The sequence below is a fragment of the Nonomuraea deserti genome, from assembly GCF_004348685.1.
Lineage (GTDB): Bacteria > Actinomycetota > Actinomycetes > Streptosporangiales > Streptosporangiaceae > Nonomuraea > Nonomuraea deserti.
In genome coordinates, this window is sequence record NZ_SMKO01000048.1 from 37,969 (window position 1) to 52,150 (window position 14,182).

16 protein-coding genes are annotated in these 14,182 nt (G+C 71.9%); 13 read left to right on the forward strand and 3 right to left on the reverse strand.

Annotated features, from left to right (window positions below; genetic code table 11):
* The first annotated feature begins 26 nt into the window (after window positions 1-26).
* The 4 genes from E1292_RS19630 (at window position 27) to E1292_RS19645 (ending at window position 3,742) form a co-directional block, all read left to right on the forward strand.
* Window positions 27-1,214, forward strand: a complete 1,188-nt coding sequence (locus E1292_RS19630; protein WP_132596675.1) for a CaiB/BaiF CoA transferase family protein — start codon at window positions 27-29, stop codon at window positions 1,212-1,214.
* The gene (locus tag E1292_RS19635) at window positions 1,211-2,083 is read left to right on the forward strand and encodes an HpcH/HpaI aldolase/citrate lyase family protein (protein WP_132596676.1); all 873 of its coding nucleotides are present in this window, start codon (window positions 1,211-1,213) and stop codon (window positions 2,081-2,083) included. Before E1292_RS19630 ends, E1292_RS19635 begins: the two co-directional genes overlap by 4 nt.
* A gap of 70 nt (window positions 2,084-2,153) precedes the next feature.
* Window positions 2,154-3,491 carry a TRAP transporter large permease subunit gene (locus tag E1292_RS19640; RefSeq protein WP_132596677.1) on the forward strand — a complete coding sequence of 446 codons (1,338 nt, stop codon included), beginning with the start codon at window positions 2,154-2,156 and terminating at the stop codon, window positions 3,489-3,491.
* A gap of 14 nt (window positions 3,492-3,505) precedes the next feature.
* Complete coding sequence (locus E1292_RS19645) at window positions 3,506-3,742, forward strand: hypothetical protein (protein WP_132596678.1); 237 nt, start codon at window positions 3,506-3,508, stop codon at window positions 3,740-3,742.
* Between the two features lie 49 nt (window positions 3,743-3,791).
* Here E1292_RS19645 and E1292_RS19650 read toward each other — a convergent pair whose 3' ends face one another.
* Entirely contained in the window at window positions 3,792-4,430 is a 639-nt protein-coding gene (locus E1292_RS19650; protein ID WP_246090208.1) for a TetR/AcrR family transcriptional regulator, read from the reverse strand.
* Window positions 4,431-4,517: 87 nt separating this feature from the next.
* Between E1292_RS19650 and E1292_RS19655 the strand changes: the two genes are divergently transcribed.
* The 7 genes from E1292_RS19655 to E1292_RS19685 all read left to right on the forward strand — a co-directional run bounded on the left by E1292_RS19655 (window position 4,518) and on the right by E1292_RS19685 (window position 10,464).
* Window positions 4,518-4,727: a hypothetical protein gene (locus E1292_RS19655; RefSeq protein ID WP_132596679.1), complete on the forward strand. Its 210-nt coding sequence runs from the start codon at window positions 4,518-4,520 to the stop codon at window positions 4,725-4,727.
* 154 nt (window positions 4,728-4,881) lie between these two features.
* Entirely contained in the window at window positions 4,882-5,862 is a 981-nt protein-coding gene (locus E1292_RS19660) for a sugar ABC transporter substrate-binding protein (protein ID WP_220446942.1), read from the forward strand.
* Window positions 5,863-5,884: 22 nt separating this feature from the next.
* Window positions 5,885-6,925 carry an ABC transporter permease gene (locus tag E1292_RS19665; RefSeq protein ID WP_132596680.1) on the forward strand — a complete coding sequence of 347 codons (1,041 nt, stop codon included), beginning with the start codon at window positions 5,885-5,887 and terminating at the stop codon, window positions 6,923-6,925.
* Complete coding sequence (locus tag E1292_RS19670) at window positions 6,922-7,677, forward strand: ATP-binding cassette domain-containing protein (protein ID WP_132511430.1); 756 nt, start codon at window positions 6,922-6,924, stop codon at window positions 7,675-7,677. Before E1292_RS19665 ends, E1292_RS19670 begins: the two co-directional genes overlap by 4 nt.
* Window positions 7,678-7,961: 284 nt before the next feature.
* Window positions 7,962-8,543, forward strand: coding sequence for an ArsR/SmtB family transcription factor (locus E1292_RS19675; RefSeq protein ID WP_132596681.1), 582 nt, complete (start codon window positions 7,962-7,964; stop codon window positions 8,541-8,543).
* A gap of 26 nt (window positions 8,544-8,569) precedes the next feature.
* On the forward strand, window positions 8,570-9,817 hold the full coding sequence (locus E1292_RS19680) for an MFS transporter (RefSeq protein WP_246090209.1): 1,248 nt from the start codon (window positions 8,570-8,572) through the stop codon (window positions 9,815-9,817).
* A gap of 26 nt (window positions 9,818-9,843) precedes the next feature.
* Window positions 9,844-10,464, forward strand: coding sequence for an IMPACT family protein (locus E1292_RS19685; RefSeq protein WP_246090210.1), 621 nt, complete (start codon window positions 9,844-9,846; stop codon window positions 10,462-10,464).
* Between the two features lie 89 nt (window positions 10,465-10,553).
* Here E1292_RS19685 and E1292_RS19690 read toward each other — a convergent pair whose 3' ends face one another.
* Window positions 10,554-11,783 carry an isochorismate synthase gene (locus tag E1292_RS19690; protein WP_132596684.1) on the reverse strand — a complete coding sequence of 410 codons (1,230 nt, stop codon included), beginning with the start codon at window positions 11,781-11,783 and terminating at the stop codon, window positions 10,554-10,556.
* A 218-nt stretch (window positions 11,784-12,001) separates the two neighbouring features.
* On the opposite strand from E1292_RS19690, the gene E1292_RS19695 reads away from it, so the two are divergent.
* Window positions 12,002-12,841 (forward strand): SGNH/GDSL hydrolase family protein, encoded by an 840-nt coding sequence (locus tag E1292_RS19695; RefSeq protein WP_132596685.1) that lies wholly within the window; start codon window positions 12,002-12,004, stop codon window positions 12,839-12,841.
* Between the two features lie 3 nt (window positions 12,842-12,844).
* On the opposite strand, the gene E1292_RS19700 is transcribed toward E1292_RS19695, so the two are convergent.
* A complete protein-coding gene (locus E1292_RS19700) occupies window positions 12,845-13,558 on the reverse strand; it encodes an HNH endonuclease family protein (RefSeq protein ID WP_220446943.1) in 714 nt (237 codons plus the stop codon).
* Between the two features lie 75 nt (window positions 13,559-13,633).
* Between E1292_RS19700 and E1292_RS19705 the strand changes: the two genes are divergently transcribed.
* Window positions 13,634-14,098 (forward strand): fluoride efflux transporter FluC, encoded by a 465-nt coding sequence (locus E1292_RS19705; protein WP_132596686.1) that lies wholly within the window; start codon window positions 13,634-13,636, stop codon window positions 14,096-14,098.
* Window positions 14,099-14,182 lie beyond the last annotated feature (84 nt).

Sequence of the window (14,182 nt, forward strand, 5' to 3'; positions counted from 1 at the left end):
ACATATTTCTTATAAGTTACATTCCCATGACAAGCCTCGCTGACCTGCGGGTCATCGACGCGGCGACGCTGTTCGCCGGTCCCTCCGCCGCGATGATGCTGGGCGACTTCGGCGCCGACGTGATCAAGATCGAGCATCCCCGCCGCGGCGACCCCTCACGCGGGCACGGCGCCTCCGTGAACGGCGTGGGGCTGTGGTGGAAGACGCTGTCGCGCAACAAGCGCAACGCGGCCGTCGACCTGTCGCAGGCCGAGGGGCAGGAGATCCTGCGCCGCCTGGCCGAGCGGTCCGACGTGCTGATCGAGAACTTCCGCCCCGGCACCCTGGAGCGCTGGAACCTGGCCCCCGACGACCTCCTGCGGCTCAACCCGCGGCTGATCGTCGCGCGGATGACCGGCTTCGGGCAGTTCGGGCCGATGTCCGCGCGGCCGGGGTTCGGGACACTGGCCGAGGCCATGAGCGGGTTCGCGGCCATGACCGGCCAGCCCGACGGCCCGCCGACCCTGCCGCCGCTGGCCCTCGCCGACGGCATCGCCGGCCTGGCCATGTCGTACGCGATCATGGTGGCGCTGCGTGCCCGCGAGCACACCGGGCGCGGGCAGGTCATCGACCTGGCCATCATCGAGCCCATCCTCGGCCTGTTGGGACCGCAGGTGAGCGCGTACAAGGCGCTCGGGATCGTGCCCGAGCGCACCGGCAACCGCTCCACCAGCAACGCCCCCCGCAACACCTACCGCACCCGCGACGGCCGCTGGCTGGCCATCTCCACCAGCGCCCAGCCGATCGCCGAGCGGGTGATGACCCTCGTGGGACGGCCCGACCTCGTCGAGCAGCCGTGGTTCGCCAGCGGGCACGGGCGGGTCCAGCACGTCGACGAGCTGGACGAGGCGGTCGCCTCGTGGATCGCCGAGCGGGACGCCGACGAGGTCATCGCCCGCTTCGAGGAGGTGCAGGCCGCGGTCGCGCCCATCCACGACGTCTCCGACGTCGCGAGCGACCCGCAGTACGCGGCGCTGAACACGTTCGTGGAGGTGCCGGACGAGGAGCTCGGCTCGGTCACCATGCAGAACGTGTTGTTCCGCATGTCGGACACGCCCGGCGAGATCCGCTGGCCGGGCCGGCCCCTGGGCAGGGACACCGACGAGGTGCTCGCCGGGCTCGGCTACCCGGACGACCGCGTCGCGGCGCTGCGCGAAGCCGGGGTGATCGCGTGAACCCGCCCGTGACCTGGCTGTACGTTCCCGGCGACCGGCCCGAGCGGTTCGGCAAGGCGGTCGCGTCCGGGGCCGACGTGGTGATCCTCGACCTCGAGGACGCGGTCGCGCCCGCCCGCAAGGACGAGGCCCGCGCCAACGCCGTCGCCTACCTGCGCTCCCGCGGTGACGGCCCGCCCGGCGACGCGGCGGTCCAGGTGCACGTCCGGGTCAACGACCTGGCGACCGGGCGCGGCCGGGCCGATCTGGAGGCGGTCGCCGAACTGGCCGACGGCGTACGGCTGCCCAAGGTCGAATCGCCCGCCGTACTCGACACCGTGCTCGGCAGCGCAGCTGACCCGACCGCCGGGGCGCCCGCGTACGCGCTGCTGGAGTCGGCGGCGGGTATCGTCGCCGCCCGCGAGATCGCCGCCCACCCGCGCGTCGCCGGCGTCGCGCTCGGCGAGCAGGACCTGGCCGCCGAGCTGGCCATCAGCGACGAGCACGCCATGAACCACCTCAGGCTCCAGGTCGTGCTGGCCGCCGCGGCGGCGGGACTGCCGCCGGTGCCCATGTCCGTCCACCCGGACGTCAAGGACGCGGCCGGCCTGCTGGCCTCCTGCCGGGCCGGCCGCGCGCTCGGCCTGTTCGGCAGGACCGCGATCCACCCCCGCCAGATCCCCGTGATCAGGCGGGCCTTCCGCCCCGACGCCGAGGAGGTGGCCAGAGCCGCCGAGATCGTCGAGGCCGCCGAGCGGGCCGAGCGGACCGACACGGGCGCGATCGCGCTGCCCGACGGCCGTTTCGTGGACGCCCCGATCGTCGCCAGGGCCCGCCGCACCGTGGCCCTGGCCCGCAGGCTCGCCGACCCGCCGTCCCCGGACGGCTGACCCCCGGGACCCCGTCCGCCGCCGTCCCCCGGCACGCATGGAACCGTCCCCCACCGAAGGAAATCTCGCCATGGGAATCGCCGTATGGGCGCTCGTCGCCTACATCGCCATCATCGTCGTCTGGAACGGCGTGCTGAAACGCGGCATCGGTGAGGCGATGCTCCTCGGGTTCGTCGCCATCTGCCTGTTCGGCGGCACCGAGTTCTTCGGCCTGGCCTGGGCGGGCATCACCGAAGCGCTGGCCGAGGAGGTCGTCTTCGCCGCGCTGGCGTTCGTGTTCATGGGCTACCTGCTCACCAAACTGGGGCTCATCCAGGAGCAGGTCACCGTGCTGAACTCCGTCTTCGGCCGGCTGCGCGGCGGCGCCGGATACGTCTCCACCTCGGCGGCCGCCCTGCTCGGCGGGCCGTCGGGCTCGGGGTCCGGCATCGCCGCGTCCGTGGGGTCGGTGACCATCCCGTGGATGACCAGATCGGGTTGGCGGCCCGACCTGGCCGCCTCGCTGGTGGCGGGCAACGCCGGGCTCGGCATCTCGATCCCGCCGAGCTCGTCGATCTTCCTGCTGCTCGGCTCCGCCGCCGTGGCGCCCGTGCTGACCGCCGACCAGCTGTTCGTGCCCGCGCTGGTGGGCGGGTTGTGGACGGTGGCGTACCGGTTCGTGCTGGTGTTCCTCTGGGTGCGGCGGCACGGGATCGCCGCCACCGACGCGGCCGACATCGTGCCGCTGCGTGCCGCGCTGCGGGCCGGGTGGACGTCGCTGCTGGTGTATGCGGGCATCGTCATCCCGGTGCTGATGACCCTGGACTTCGGCGTCGAGCTCATGGAGTCGCGGGTGGGGGAGGCGGCCGACGACGTCAGCATCGTCGTGTGGATCCCCGTGCTGACGGTGCTGGTCACCCTCGCGGTGGCGTGGAAGCGGCTGCCGCGCACCGGCCGCGCCTGGAGCGAGCTGCTCGGCGACATGGGCCCCAGATACGCGGTCATCGGCGCGACGCTGTTCTTCGCCTTCGCGGCCGCCGCCACCCTGGGCGAGCTGGGCCTGGTCGAGCAGCTGACGGCGATCATGCAGGCGCTCGACGCCCCCGCCGTGGTCATCGCCACCCTCGTCGGCCTGCTGATCGTGGTCGTCGCCGCGCCGCTGACCTCCACCGCGACGATCGCCGCGGTCGGCGGGGTGGCCTTCAGCGCGCTGACCGCGGCCGGGATGGACCCCGCGGCCGCGGCCACCGCCGTCATGATCTTCGCCTCGACCGAGGGGGCGTCACCGCCGGGCGCGGCCCCCATCTACATCGCCTGCGGCATCGCCCAGGTGGACCCGGCCAGGACGTTCGTCCGGCTGATCGTCTGGTTCGTCATCCCGACCCTGGTCATCGGCGTGCTGGTGGCGACCGGCGCGCTGCCGATCTGAGAGGAAGTCACATCGTGAACGCCGTCAAGACCGCGACCATGATCCTGTTCAAGATCGGTCTGGTGCTGTTCCTCGCCCTCGGGGTCGTCGTCGTGCTCACCCAGGCGGTCGGCCTCGCCGCCGGAAGTCCCGGCCTGGTCTCCGGCGTGGTGTCCGCGCTGGGCCTGGCGATGACCGTGGCGGCGGGGGCGACCGGTCTGCTCGCCTTCGTGATGGCCTACGTGTTCGGCTGGAAGCCCGGCGAGGACTAGCCGGGTGGCTTACGTGTCCGGCCGGAAGCCCGGCGAGGACCAGCCGGGACTAGCCGGCCGGGCTCCAGCGGGCCGCGAGCTCCCCGTCCTCGGGTGGCGGGCCGGGCAGCTCCCGGTGGCCGGGCGGCACCCTCAGCGCGTCCGTCGCCAGTGCCAGGAAGCGGTGGCGCAGCTGCGCGGTGCGCTTCTCGTCGCCCAGCTTGATCGAGGCGATCTGCTCCAGCAGCAGCGCGATGTCGGCGACCGTCACGTCGGGCCGCAGCGCGCCCGCCTCGACCGTGCGGCGGTGGATCGCCGTGGCCAGGACGTCGGCCCTGGCGGCGTCGTGATAGAGCTCCTCCGTCGGGCGGAAGGTGCCCGCCAGCCGGATCGTCAGCGAGTTGGTGTCGGCGTCGACGATGCCGCGCAGGTAGCCGGCGAACGCCTCCCACGCGTCGCCCTCCTCGGCCAGCGCCAGCTCGGTGACCTCGATGTATCGCTTCAGCCCGTCGCCGCAGAGCTTCTGCAACAGGGCCTCCTTGCTGGGGTAACGGCGGTAGAGTGCGCTGATCCCGACCCCCGCCTTCTCGGCCACGGCCGCAATGGGGGCGCCGGGGTCGGCGGTGAACACCGCCCTGGCCGCCTGGAGGATCAGCTCGTCGTTACGTGCGGCCTGGGCCTTGCGGCCGCTCATGGGTGCGCTGGTCATGCCGCCATCATACGGGAACGTACGGTTCCGTTCTATTCCCTCTGATATGCGTATATGATACGCATCGAGCCGCGCGGAGGTGACGGCATGTTCGAGTTCCCCGTCGACACCGCGTCGCTCTTCACCGAGCGCTCGCGCCGGTTCGCCGGTTGGGGCATCCCCGAGCCCGTCGCGCCGGGTGGACGCTGCTCGACGCCCCGCTCCCCGTGCCGGCTTTGCCACCGGCTCGGCGGCGACGAGGAGAGCGCGGGACGCCTGGAACGGGCCCGCCGCTCCCCCGCCCCGCTGCTCGCCTGATCCTCCGTGCCCCGTGACCGGGGGAGACGTGCCCGAGCACGTTCGCGCCGCGCCCGCGGGGAAGGGAATGATCGCCGCATTAGTCCGTATGTCTATACATAGAGTTGACATTGAGGTAGAACCGTGGCTAGCCCGTTGGTCTTGGAGGTGTCCTGTGAGACGTACCCCGATCGTGCTGGCCCTGGTGGGCGCGCTTGCCATGACAGGCTGCTCCTCGGGAGGGGAGACCGCGCAGAGCGCCCCGCCCGCCTCGTCCTCCGGCGCGGCCGGGGGTGGTGACGCGAGTTTCGCGGTCATCACCCACGGCGCGCCCGGCGACTCCTTCTGGGACGTGGTCAAGAACGGCGCCGAGGCCGCGGGAGAGCAGTACGGCGTGCGGGTGACCTACCAGGGCGACGGCGACCCCGCCAAACAGTCGCAGCTCATCGACCAGGCCGTCTCGGGGAAGGTGGACGGCATCGTGGTCTCGATGGCCAACCCCGACGCGCTGAAGGAAGCCATCGGCAAGGCCGTCGCGGCGAAGATCCCGGTAGTGACGATCAACTCGGGCGCGGAGTCGTCCAAGGCGTTCGGCGCCCTCACACACGTCGGCCAGTCGGAGGACGTCGCCGGGCGCGGCGCGGGCGAGCAGCTCAAGGCGGCCGGCGTCACCAAGCTGGTCTGCGTCGTCCACGAGGCCGGCAACGTCGGCCTCGACCAGCGCTGCAAGGGAGCGGAGGAGACGCTGGGCGGCACGGTCGAGCGGCTGCAGGTGGACATCAGCAACCTGGCCGACGTGACGTCCAAGGTCACCGCGAAACTCCAGTCGGACCAGCAGGTCAACGGCGTGCTGGCGCTCAATCCGGCCATCGCGATCGCCGCCAGGGACGCGATCGGCGACTCCGGCTCGCAGGCCAAGCTGGCCACGTTCGACCTGTCGGCCGACGTGGTCGACGCGATCAAGGCGGACGAGATCCTGTTCGCCGTGGACCAGCAGCAGTACCTGCAGGGCTACCTGCCGATCACGTTCCTGAACCTGTACAAGAACAACCTCAACACCGTCGGCGGCGGCCTGCCGGTCAACACGGGGCCGGGCTTCGTCACCAAGGACAACGCCGAGCAGGTGGCCAAGCTGGCCGAGGCGGGCACCCGATGACGCCGCCCGCCGGGGAGGCCGCATGACGGGCGCGCAGGCCCGGGCCGACGACCGCATGGCCGACGTCGGCCTGGTCCGGCGGCTGCTGATCAGGCCCGAACTGGGCGCGGTGGTCGGCCTGGTCGTGGTGTTCGTGTTCTTCGCCTCCCAGTCACCGGTGTTCCGGTCGCCGGCCGGCATCGCCAACTGGCTCGACCCGGCCGCCACGCTCGGCATCATGGCGGTCGCGGTGGCGCTGCTGATGATCGGCGGCGAGTTCGACCTGTCGGCCGGGGTGCTGACCGGAACCAGCGGGCTGATCCTGGTCACGCTGGCCACCCGGTTCGGGTTCAACGTGTGGGTGGCCATGCTGGTCGGCCTCGTCGTGGCGCTGGCCGTCGGGTTCGCCAACGGCCTGATCGTCACCAGGACGCGGCTGCCCAGCTTCATCGTCACCCTGGGCACGTTCCTCATGCTGCAGGGGATCAACCTCGGCGTCACCAAGGCCATCACCGGGACCGTCCAGGTCAGCGGGCTGCGCCGGGCGGAGGGGTTCGAGGGCGCGAACGCGCTCTTCGCGGGCACGATCGAGATCGGCGGCACCTCGTTCCGGGTGGCGATCCTGTGGTGGGTCCTGGTGACCGCGGTGGCCACCTGGGTGCTCGTACGTTCCAGAGCCGGAAACTGGATCTTCGCGGTGGGCGGCAACGAGCAGGCCGCCCGCGCCGTGGGCGTGCCGGCCGCGCGGACGAAGATCGCGTTGTTCATGACCACGGCGTTCGCGGCCTGGCTGGTGGGCTCGATCATGGCGCTGCGCTACACGTCCGTGCAGGCCAACATCGGCATCGGGCAGGAGTTCATCTACATCATCGCGGCCGTGATCGGCGGCTGCCTGCTGACGGGCGGCTACGGCTCCGCCGTCGGGGCCGCCATCGGCGCGGTCATCTTCGGCATGGCCGACAAGGGCATCGTGTTCCTGGGCTGGGACGCCGACTGGTTCAAGTTCTTCCTCGGCGCGATGCTGCTGCTGGCGACGCTGGCCAACCGCCTGGTCCGGCGGTACGCCGAGGAGGTGCGGCATTGATTCTCGAGACCCGTGGCATCGGCAAGACGTTCGGCTCCGTGCTGGCGCTGCGCGACGTGTCGATGAGCGTGACGGCCGGCCAGGTCACCTGCGTGCTCGGTGACAACGGCGCGGGCAAGTCGACGCTCATCAAGATCCTTGCCGGGGTGCACCGGCATGACACGGGCACGCTGCTCGTCGACGGCGCGGAGGTGAGCTTCGCCAGCCCGCGCGAGGCGCTCGACCGCGGCATCGCCACCGTCTACCAGGATCTGGCGATGATCCCGCTCATGTCGGTGTGGCGGAACTTCTTCCTCGGCTCCGAACCGCGCAAGGGCCTGGCCTTCGACGTGGCCAAGGCCCGGCGGGTGGCCCGCGACGAGCTCCGGGCCATGGGCATCGACATCCGCGACGTGGACCAGCCGGTCGGTACGCTGTCCGGGGGCGAGCGGCAGTCGGTGGCCATCGCCAGGGCCGTGTACTTCGGTGCCCGCGTCCTCATCCTCGACGAGCCCACCTCGGCGCTGGGGGTCAAGCAGGCGGGCGTGGTGCTGCGCTACATCGCCAGGGCCCGCGACCGGGGGCTCGGCGTGGTCTTCATCACCCACAACCCGCACCACGCCTACCCGGTGGGCGACCGGTTCCTGCTGCTCAATCGGGGCACGAGCCTCGGCGAGTACGGCAAGGGCGAGATCACCACGCAGGAGCTGACCGCGCTCATGTCCGGCGGGGCGGAGCTGGAGGAACTGGCACACGAGCTGGAACGAGAGTGAATTTGGGCGACATTTGACCGATTGGCGATCCCCTGGGCGGATGGACGGGGCAAAGACCCCATAGGTACGCCTAGTGCCATCGGGGGATCATTTGATCTACAACGTAAAGGCGCCCGGCGTCGTACGGTGGCGCTCGCTCCTGTACGGCCCCTTATTACCGACCGCGACGGCCGCCCGAGCCCTCAGAGGCCGGGCGGCCGTCGCATGTCCTGCCCGAGTCAAACACCAACAGTTCTTCGCGAAGATGTCTTTGCGAAGAACTGTTGGTGGTTTAACCTCTCCGCATGACGCAACCCAGTGAGAGCGAGGTCGTCCTCGACACCAAGGGCCTGCGGGCCTTGGCCCACCCGGTCCGCGTGCAGCTTGTGGACCTGCTGCGACGGCACGGTCCCTCCACCGCCACCCGGCTGGCCGAGCGCCTCGGGGTGAACTCGGGCACGGCCAGCTACCACCTGCGCAGGCTCGGCGCAGCGGGATTTGTCGAGGAGGACGCCGAACGCGGCAACGCGCGCGAACGCTGGTGGCGATCGGTGCACCGCAACACGCGCCTGACCGGCGACGAGCTGGCCGAGCGGGAGCCGGAAGCGGTGCTGGCCTACATGCAGTCCGTCGCCGCCCTGTTCAACCTGCGCACCCAGCAGGCCCTCAACGAGATGCAGACGATGCCGGGCGAGTGGCGTCGCGTGCTCGATCTCAGCTCCTTCGCGCTGCGGCTCACCACAGAGGAGGGCTGGCGGCTGCGCGAGGAGCTGGGCGAGGTCGTCGCGCGTTACCGGCGTGACGTGCCCGGCGAGCCCGCGCCAGAGGGCGCCGCGCGAGTCACGCTGATCGTGAAGGTCCTGCCCGAGCCGCCGGAGAGCACCTGATGGGACCGCGCAGGTCCTTATGTCCGATGGCCGGGCTGCTCGCCGCCCTGACCGTGTCGCTGACAGGGACGCGGGTGTCGGCCATCGCGCTGCCCTGGTTCGTGCTGGAGACCACGGGCAGTGCGGCCCAGACGGGGCTGGTGGCGTTCGCGGAGATGGCACCGTATGTGCTGGCCAAGGCGCTGACCGGGCCGATGGTCGACCGAGGGCCGCGCCGGATCTCCTGGGTCACCGACGTGGTGAGCGCTTGTGGGGCCGGGGCGGTGGTCCTGCTGCACGGGCTCGGCCTGCTACCGCTCGGCGCACTGATCGTGCTGGTGGCGATGATCGGCGCGGTCCGGGGGCCCGGAGACCTGGCCAAGGAGGTCATGATCCCGGAGGCGGCCGAGCGGGGGCGGCTGCCGCTGGAGCGGGCCGCCGGGCTCATGGGCGTGACGGAACGCCTGGCGCAGACGGCCGGGCCCGCAGTCGGCGGTGCGGTCGTGGCGCTGGCCGGCGCGATGACGAGCTTGGTGGTCAGCGCCGTGTGTTTCGCGCTCGGCTCCATGGTCGTGGCGTGGGCGCTGCCGCGCGGAATGGGGCACCGCGCGCGGGCGCCGGAGGAGAAGGAGGGGTACTGGCGGCGTTTCGGCCAGGGCGTCACGTTCCTGCGTGGTGAGCCGCTGCTTCTCGCCGTCGCTGTCATGGTCGGCATCACCAATCTGCTCGACGCGGCCTTCAGCCAGGTGCTCGCGCCCGTGTGGGCCATGGAGTCCGGCCACGGCCCCGCGGCCCTGGGTCTGAACAGCGCCGTAATGGGGCTCACCGCGGTCTGCGGCAGCCTGGTCGCCGCGGCGGTCGCGCACCGTATGCGGCGCAGGCCGGTGTTTTTCCTCGCCTTCCTGATCGCCGGGCCGCCGAGGTTCCTCATCCTGGCCACCGACCTGCCGCTATGGGCGATCGTGACGGTGTTCGCGGTCGGCGGGTTCGCCAGCGGCTTCGTCAACCCCATCCTGGGGGCGATCTCGTACGAGCGGGTGCCGCGGCCCCTGCTCGGCCGGGTGAACGCCCTGCAGACATCGTTGGCCTGGGCCGGAATCCCGCTGGGCGGTCTTCTGGGCGGGGTCGCGATTGCGGCGGCCGGGCTGGTGCCGGTGCTGCTGGCCTGCGGGTCCACCTACGGGTTCACCACCGGCCTGACGAGTCTGCGGCCCGAATGGCGGGAGATGGACCGGCTGTGCGGCCACGGGCCACCGGTCCTGCCGGTGGAGGAGGATGCCGGGGCGACGGGGTGAGGCCGGGAGACAATACGCTGTCGGATGTGCCTGCGCCGTACCTGACCATCACCACCACCGTCGAGCACGAGACCGAGGCGCGGCGTTCGCGGTTCATCTGCGCGCTGGCGCCGGCGCGCACGGTCGAGCAGGCGGCGGCCTTCATCGGCGAGCGCAGGCGGCGGCACCCGTCCGCCACCCACAACTGCACGGCCTACGTCATCGGTGAGCGCGTCCAGAAGGGCGACGACGACGGCGAGCCGGGCGGCACCGCGGGCACGCCCATGGTGCAGGCGCTGGTGGGCAGGGGGTTCAGCGACGTGGTGGCGGTGGTGACCCGCTATTTCGGCGGCACCCTGCTGGGCGCGGGCGGGCTGGTGCGGGCCTACGGGTCGGCCGTGACCGAGACCCTGGACCGGGTCGAGCCGGTGCGGATGGTGCCGGCCAAGCTGGTGCGCGTGGCGGTCGCGCACGACCAGGCCGGCCGGGTGGAGAACGACCTGCGCGCCTCCCGCCACACGGTGCGGGACGTGACGTACGCGGGCGAGGTCTGCTTCGCCGTCGCGGTGGGCGCCGACGAGGTGGCGGCGTTCACCGGCTGGGTGGCCGGGCTTACGGCCGGCCGGGCCCGCGTTTCGCCGGGCGAGGACCTCCACGTCCCCGAGTGATCAGCCCTCGAGGGCGTCGGCGGAGGACCTCCGGTCCCGCGGTGATCAGCCCTCCAGGGCGTCGGGGAGGATCATCACGCCGGGAGCGGTCAGCCCTCCAGGGCGTACTGCATGACGCGGAACTTCGCCTGGGCCTCGGCCAGCTCGGCGGCCGGGTCGGAGTCGCCCATGATGCCGCCGCCGGCGAACAGGCGCGCCCGCCGCCCCTGCACCAGCCCCGAGCGCAGCGCGATGCCCCACTCGCCGTCGCCGTTGGCGTCGATCCACCCGACGGGGCCGGCGTAGCCCGCGCGGTCCATGCCCTCGAGCTCGCGGATGACCTCGATGGCGGTGCCGGTGGGGGTGCCCCCGACGGCCGCCGTCGGGTGCATGGCCGCGACCACGTCGAGCACCGACGCCCCGTCGGCCAGCCGGCCGGTGACGTGGCTGGCCAGGTGCTGGACGTTGGGCAGCATCAGCAGCTCGGGCTCGTCGGGCGTCATCAGCGCGGAGCACAGCGGCGCCAGCGTGTCGCGTACGGAGGCGATCGCGCACTCGTGCTCGTGGCGGTCCTTCGTCGAGGCGAACAGCGCGGCGCCCCTGGCGAGGTCGTCGGCGGGGCCGGTGCCGCGCGGGGTCGTGCCGGCCAGCACGAGCGACTCGATCTCCTGGCCCGTGCGCCGGATCAGCAGCTCGGGCGTGGCCCCCACCAGCCCCGCCACCGAGAACGTGTAGCACTCGGGGTAGCGCCGGGCCAGCCGGGTGAGCAGCAGCCGCACGTCGATGGGCCGTTCGGCGGTGGCGAGCAGGTCGCGGGCCAGCACCACCTTCTCCAGCTCTCCGTCGCGGATGCGTCGCGCGGCGCGGGCGACGACGTGCTCCCACTCGGGGGCGCTCAGGCTGCCGTCGCCGTAGCTGATGCGGCCGGGCTCGCGTACGGGGGAGAACGTCTCCAGCGGCGCCTCGCCGATCGTGGTGAGCCAGGCGTGACCGTCGCGCCGGGCGAGCACGGCCCGGGGCACGACCAGGACGGAGCCGCGGGCGTCCTCGTCGAAGGTGAAGCTGCCGAAGGCGACGGGGCCCGAGGCGGGGGCGTGCACGGCGTCGTCGACGTGGGCGTCGCCGAGGACGGTGGCCAGCCACTGGCGGGCCCAGGCGAACCGGCCGGGACCGGGGGGCACGGCGACCCGAGCGGCCTCACCCCAGCCGACCAGGCCCTCGCCGTTTCTGACCCAGGCGTAAGGTGTCGTCCTGGGCAGGGAAGCCAGCAGGTCACCGGGGTCGCCGACAGGGGTGGTGCGAACCGGTAGCGGGCGGGTTGTTCCGAGCGCGACACTCACCCGAGACACTCTATGCGGGAACTGAACATGTTCGACTCGGACCCCCGTGAATGTGAGGTTACGGACATCGAACCCGGATATAACCGCACGCGCAGGGGCATCGGCCACACCTCGACCACCTGCGGACCTGTCAAGCGGCGATATGAAGTCGGTCCTGAAATGGCAGGCCTTGCCCTGACGCCATAGGACCATCGTGATCGGCTCCCTACCTTGGGGCCATGATCGCTCGTCTGGGCTCCGCCTCCCTCGCCGCCGTGGTCGTCCTCTCCGGCTCCGGCACCGGCGCCGCGCGCGCCGCCGTCCAGCCCGTACCCGAGATCATGGCCGCGCTCGGCGACTCGATCTCCACCGGGTTCAACGCCTGCGGCTGGTACGTCTCCTGCGCCTCGCGCTCCTGGTCGTCGGGCGACCACCGCGAGGTGTCCAGCCACTACCTGCGCCTGTCGCACCTCTCTGGAACGCTCCACAAGCACAACCTCAACTTCGCCGCCCCCGGGTCGACCAGCGCCGACCTGCTCGGCCAGGTGAAGAAGGCGGTCGCGGCCAAGGCCGACTACGTGACGATCCTCATCGGCGCCCAGGACGCCTGCGTGCGCACCGAGCAGGCGATGACCCCCGTGTCGACCTACCGGGCCCGGTTGGACCGGGCGCTGGGGGAGCTGCGGGCGGGGATGCCCGACGCGAGGGTGCTCTTCGCCAGCATCCCCGACCTGCGGCGGTTGTGGCGCGTGGGCAAGGACAACCCGCTCGCCCGATCGTTCTGGACGCTGGGCCGCATCTGCCAGACGATGCTGGCCAGGCCCAAGTCGGTCAAGCGGGCCGACAAGGAGCGCAGGTCCAGGGTGCGGGAGCGGGTGATGGCCTACAACCGCGAGGCGGCCAGGGCGTGCGCCGCGTACGGGCCCGCCTGCCGCACCGACGGCGGCGCGGTGTTCTCCTTCCCCTTCACCCTCGACCACGTCAGCAGGTGGGACTACTTCCACCCCAGCACGGCCGGGCAGCGGGTGCTGGCGGAGCAGACGTTCGAGCGCGGTTTCGACTGGCTCGACCCGCGGTAGCCGTCACCGGCACTGGGCCAGCATGGCCTTCTTGTCGGCGCGGGTGACGGGCAGGTCGTACTTGAGCGCCACCTGCGCGAAGCGGGTGACGTAGGCGCAGCGGATGACCCGGCGCGGCGGCAGCCAGCGCGACGGGCCCGAGGCGTCCTTGTCCTCGTTGGTGTCGCCGTCCACGGGCAGCAGGTTGAGCGGGTCGTTGGCGAAGTCGAGCCGCTTGGACATCGACCAGCGCGGCGCGCCCATGCGCCAGCCGTAGTTGAGCGGCACCACGTGGTCGACCTGCACCTCGTCGGCGCGGGACTTGCGCCAGTGGATGGTCCGGCCGGTGTAGGGGTCGGTCAGCTCCATGGAGACGACCTCGCAGCTGGAGCCCGCCCGGTAGGTCACGTCGCGGCCGTCGCGGGCCAGGAGGTCGTCACGGGTGCGGCAGCCGTTGCGCGCGTACGGCACCCCGGCGGCGTCGTCGGCCCAGTTCTCGCCGTACCTGGTGCGCCGGTATCCGGTGTTGGGGCCTTGCTTCGCCACGCGCAGGCGTCGGATGAGGGCGCGCGCGTGGGCCTTCTCGGCATCGGAGATGATGGGTGCCAGACCGGGCAGCGTCCCGCTGACGTTGCCCAGAGGGCCGGCCGCGGTGGCCGGTGTGGTCTTGGCGCTGTTGATGAGAGAAACGACGATGACGGCTCCTGTGAGGAAGGCGATCGCGTCCTTCGTGCTCAACCGGTCCTCCGTGCGGCTCCCCAGGCTGTCTAGAGAGGTTCCCGGCATCCAGTGTGCCGACACGGGGAGTGTTTCGTGACTGAACGCCCGATCGATCCGGATGTCGATCTCCATGTTCCCGCACAGCGCGCCGAGGTGAGCGGCGGGGTGCTCGCGGTGATCGCGGCCGGCGGTGCGCTGGGAGCGCTGGGGCGGTACGGCGTGCAGACCGTCATGCCCGCCGGTCCTGCGGACTTCCCATGGGCGACGTTCTGGGTCAACGTGTCCGGCTGCCTGCTGATCGGGGTCCTCATGGTGGTGATCACCGAGGTGCGGCGGGCCCACCGGCTCGTGCGGCCCTTCCTGGGAGTGGGGGTGCTGGGCGGCTACACGACGTTCTCGACGTACACGGACGGCGTACGGCAGGCGGTGGAGGCGGACGCGCCGGTGACGGGGCTGGCCTATCTGGTGGGCACCCCGCTGGCGGCGGTGGCGGCGGTGGCCGCGGGCATGTGGCTGACCAGGCGGTTCGCCGGCGTCACGCGGGCGGGGGCGAAATGACAGCGGCGGTTGCCAGGCGGGCGGCGGTGGCGCACGTGCGGCGAGGGGCCGGTGGGCGATGACGGTGCTGCTGATCGTGCTGGG

Coding starts and splice junctions, on each gene's coding strand:
- E1292_RS19655 (WP_132596679.1), top strand. CDS start 4,518: ATGTTCGAGTTCCCCGTCGACACCGCGTCGCTCTTCACCGAGCGCTCG.
- E1292_RS19630 (WP_132596675.1), top strand. CDS start 27: ATGACAAGCCTCGCTGACCTGCGGGTCATCGACGCGGCGACGCTGTTC.
- E1292_RS19665 (WP_132596680.1), top strand. CDS start 5,885: ATGACGGGCGCGCAGGCCCGGGCCGACGACCGCATGGCCGACGTCGGC.
- E1292_RS19640 (WP_132596677.1), top strand. CDS start 2,154: ATGGGAATCGCCGTATGGGCGCTCGTCGCCTACATCGCCATCATCGTC.
- E1292_RS19650 (WP_246090208.1), bottom strand. CDS start 4,430: ATGACCAGCGCACCCATGAGCGGCCGCAAGGCCCAGGCCGCACGTAAC.
- E1292_RS19695 (WP_132596685.1), top strand. CDS start 12,002: ATGATCGCTCGTCTGGGCTCCGCCTCCCTCGCCGCCGTGGTCGTCCTC.
- E1292_RS19675 (WP_132596681.1), top strand. CDS start 7,962: ATGACGCAACCCAGTGAGAGCGAGGTCGTCCTCGACACCAAGGGCCTG.
- E1292_RS19680 (WP_246090209.1), top strand. CDS start 8,570: ATGGCCGGGCTGCTCGCCGCCCTGACCGTGTCGCTGACAGGGACGCGG.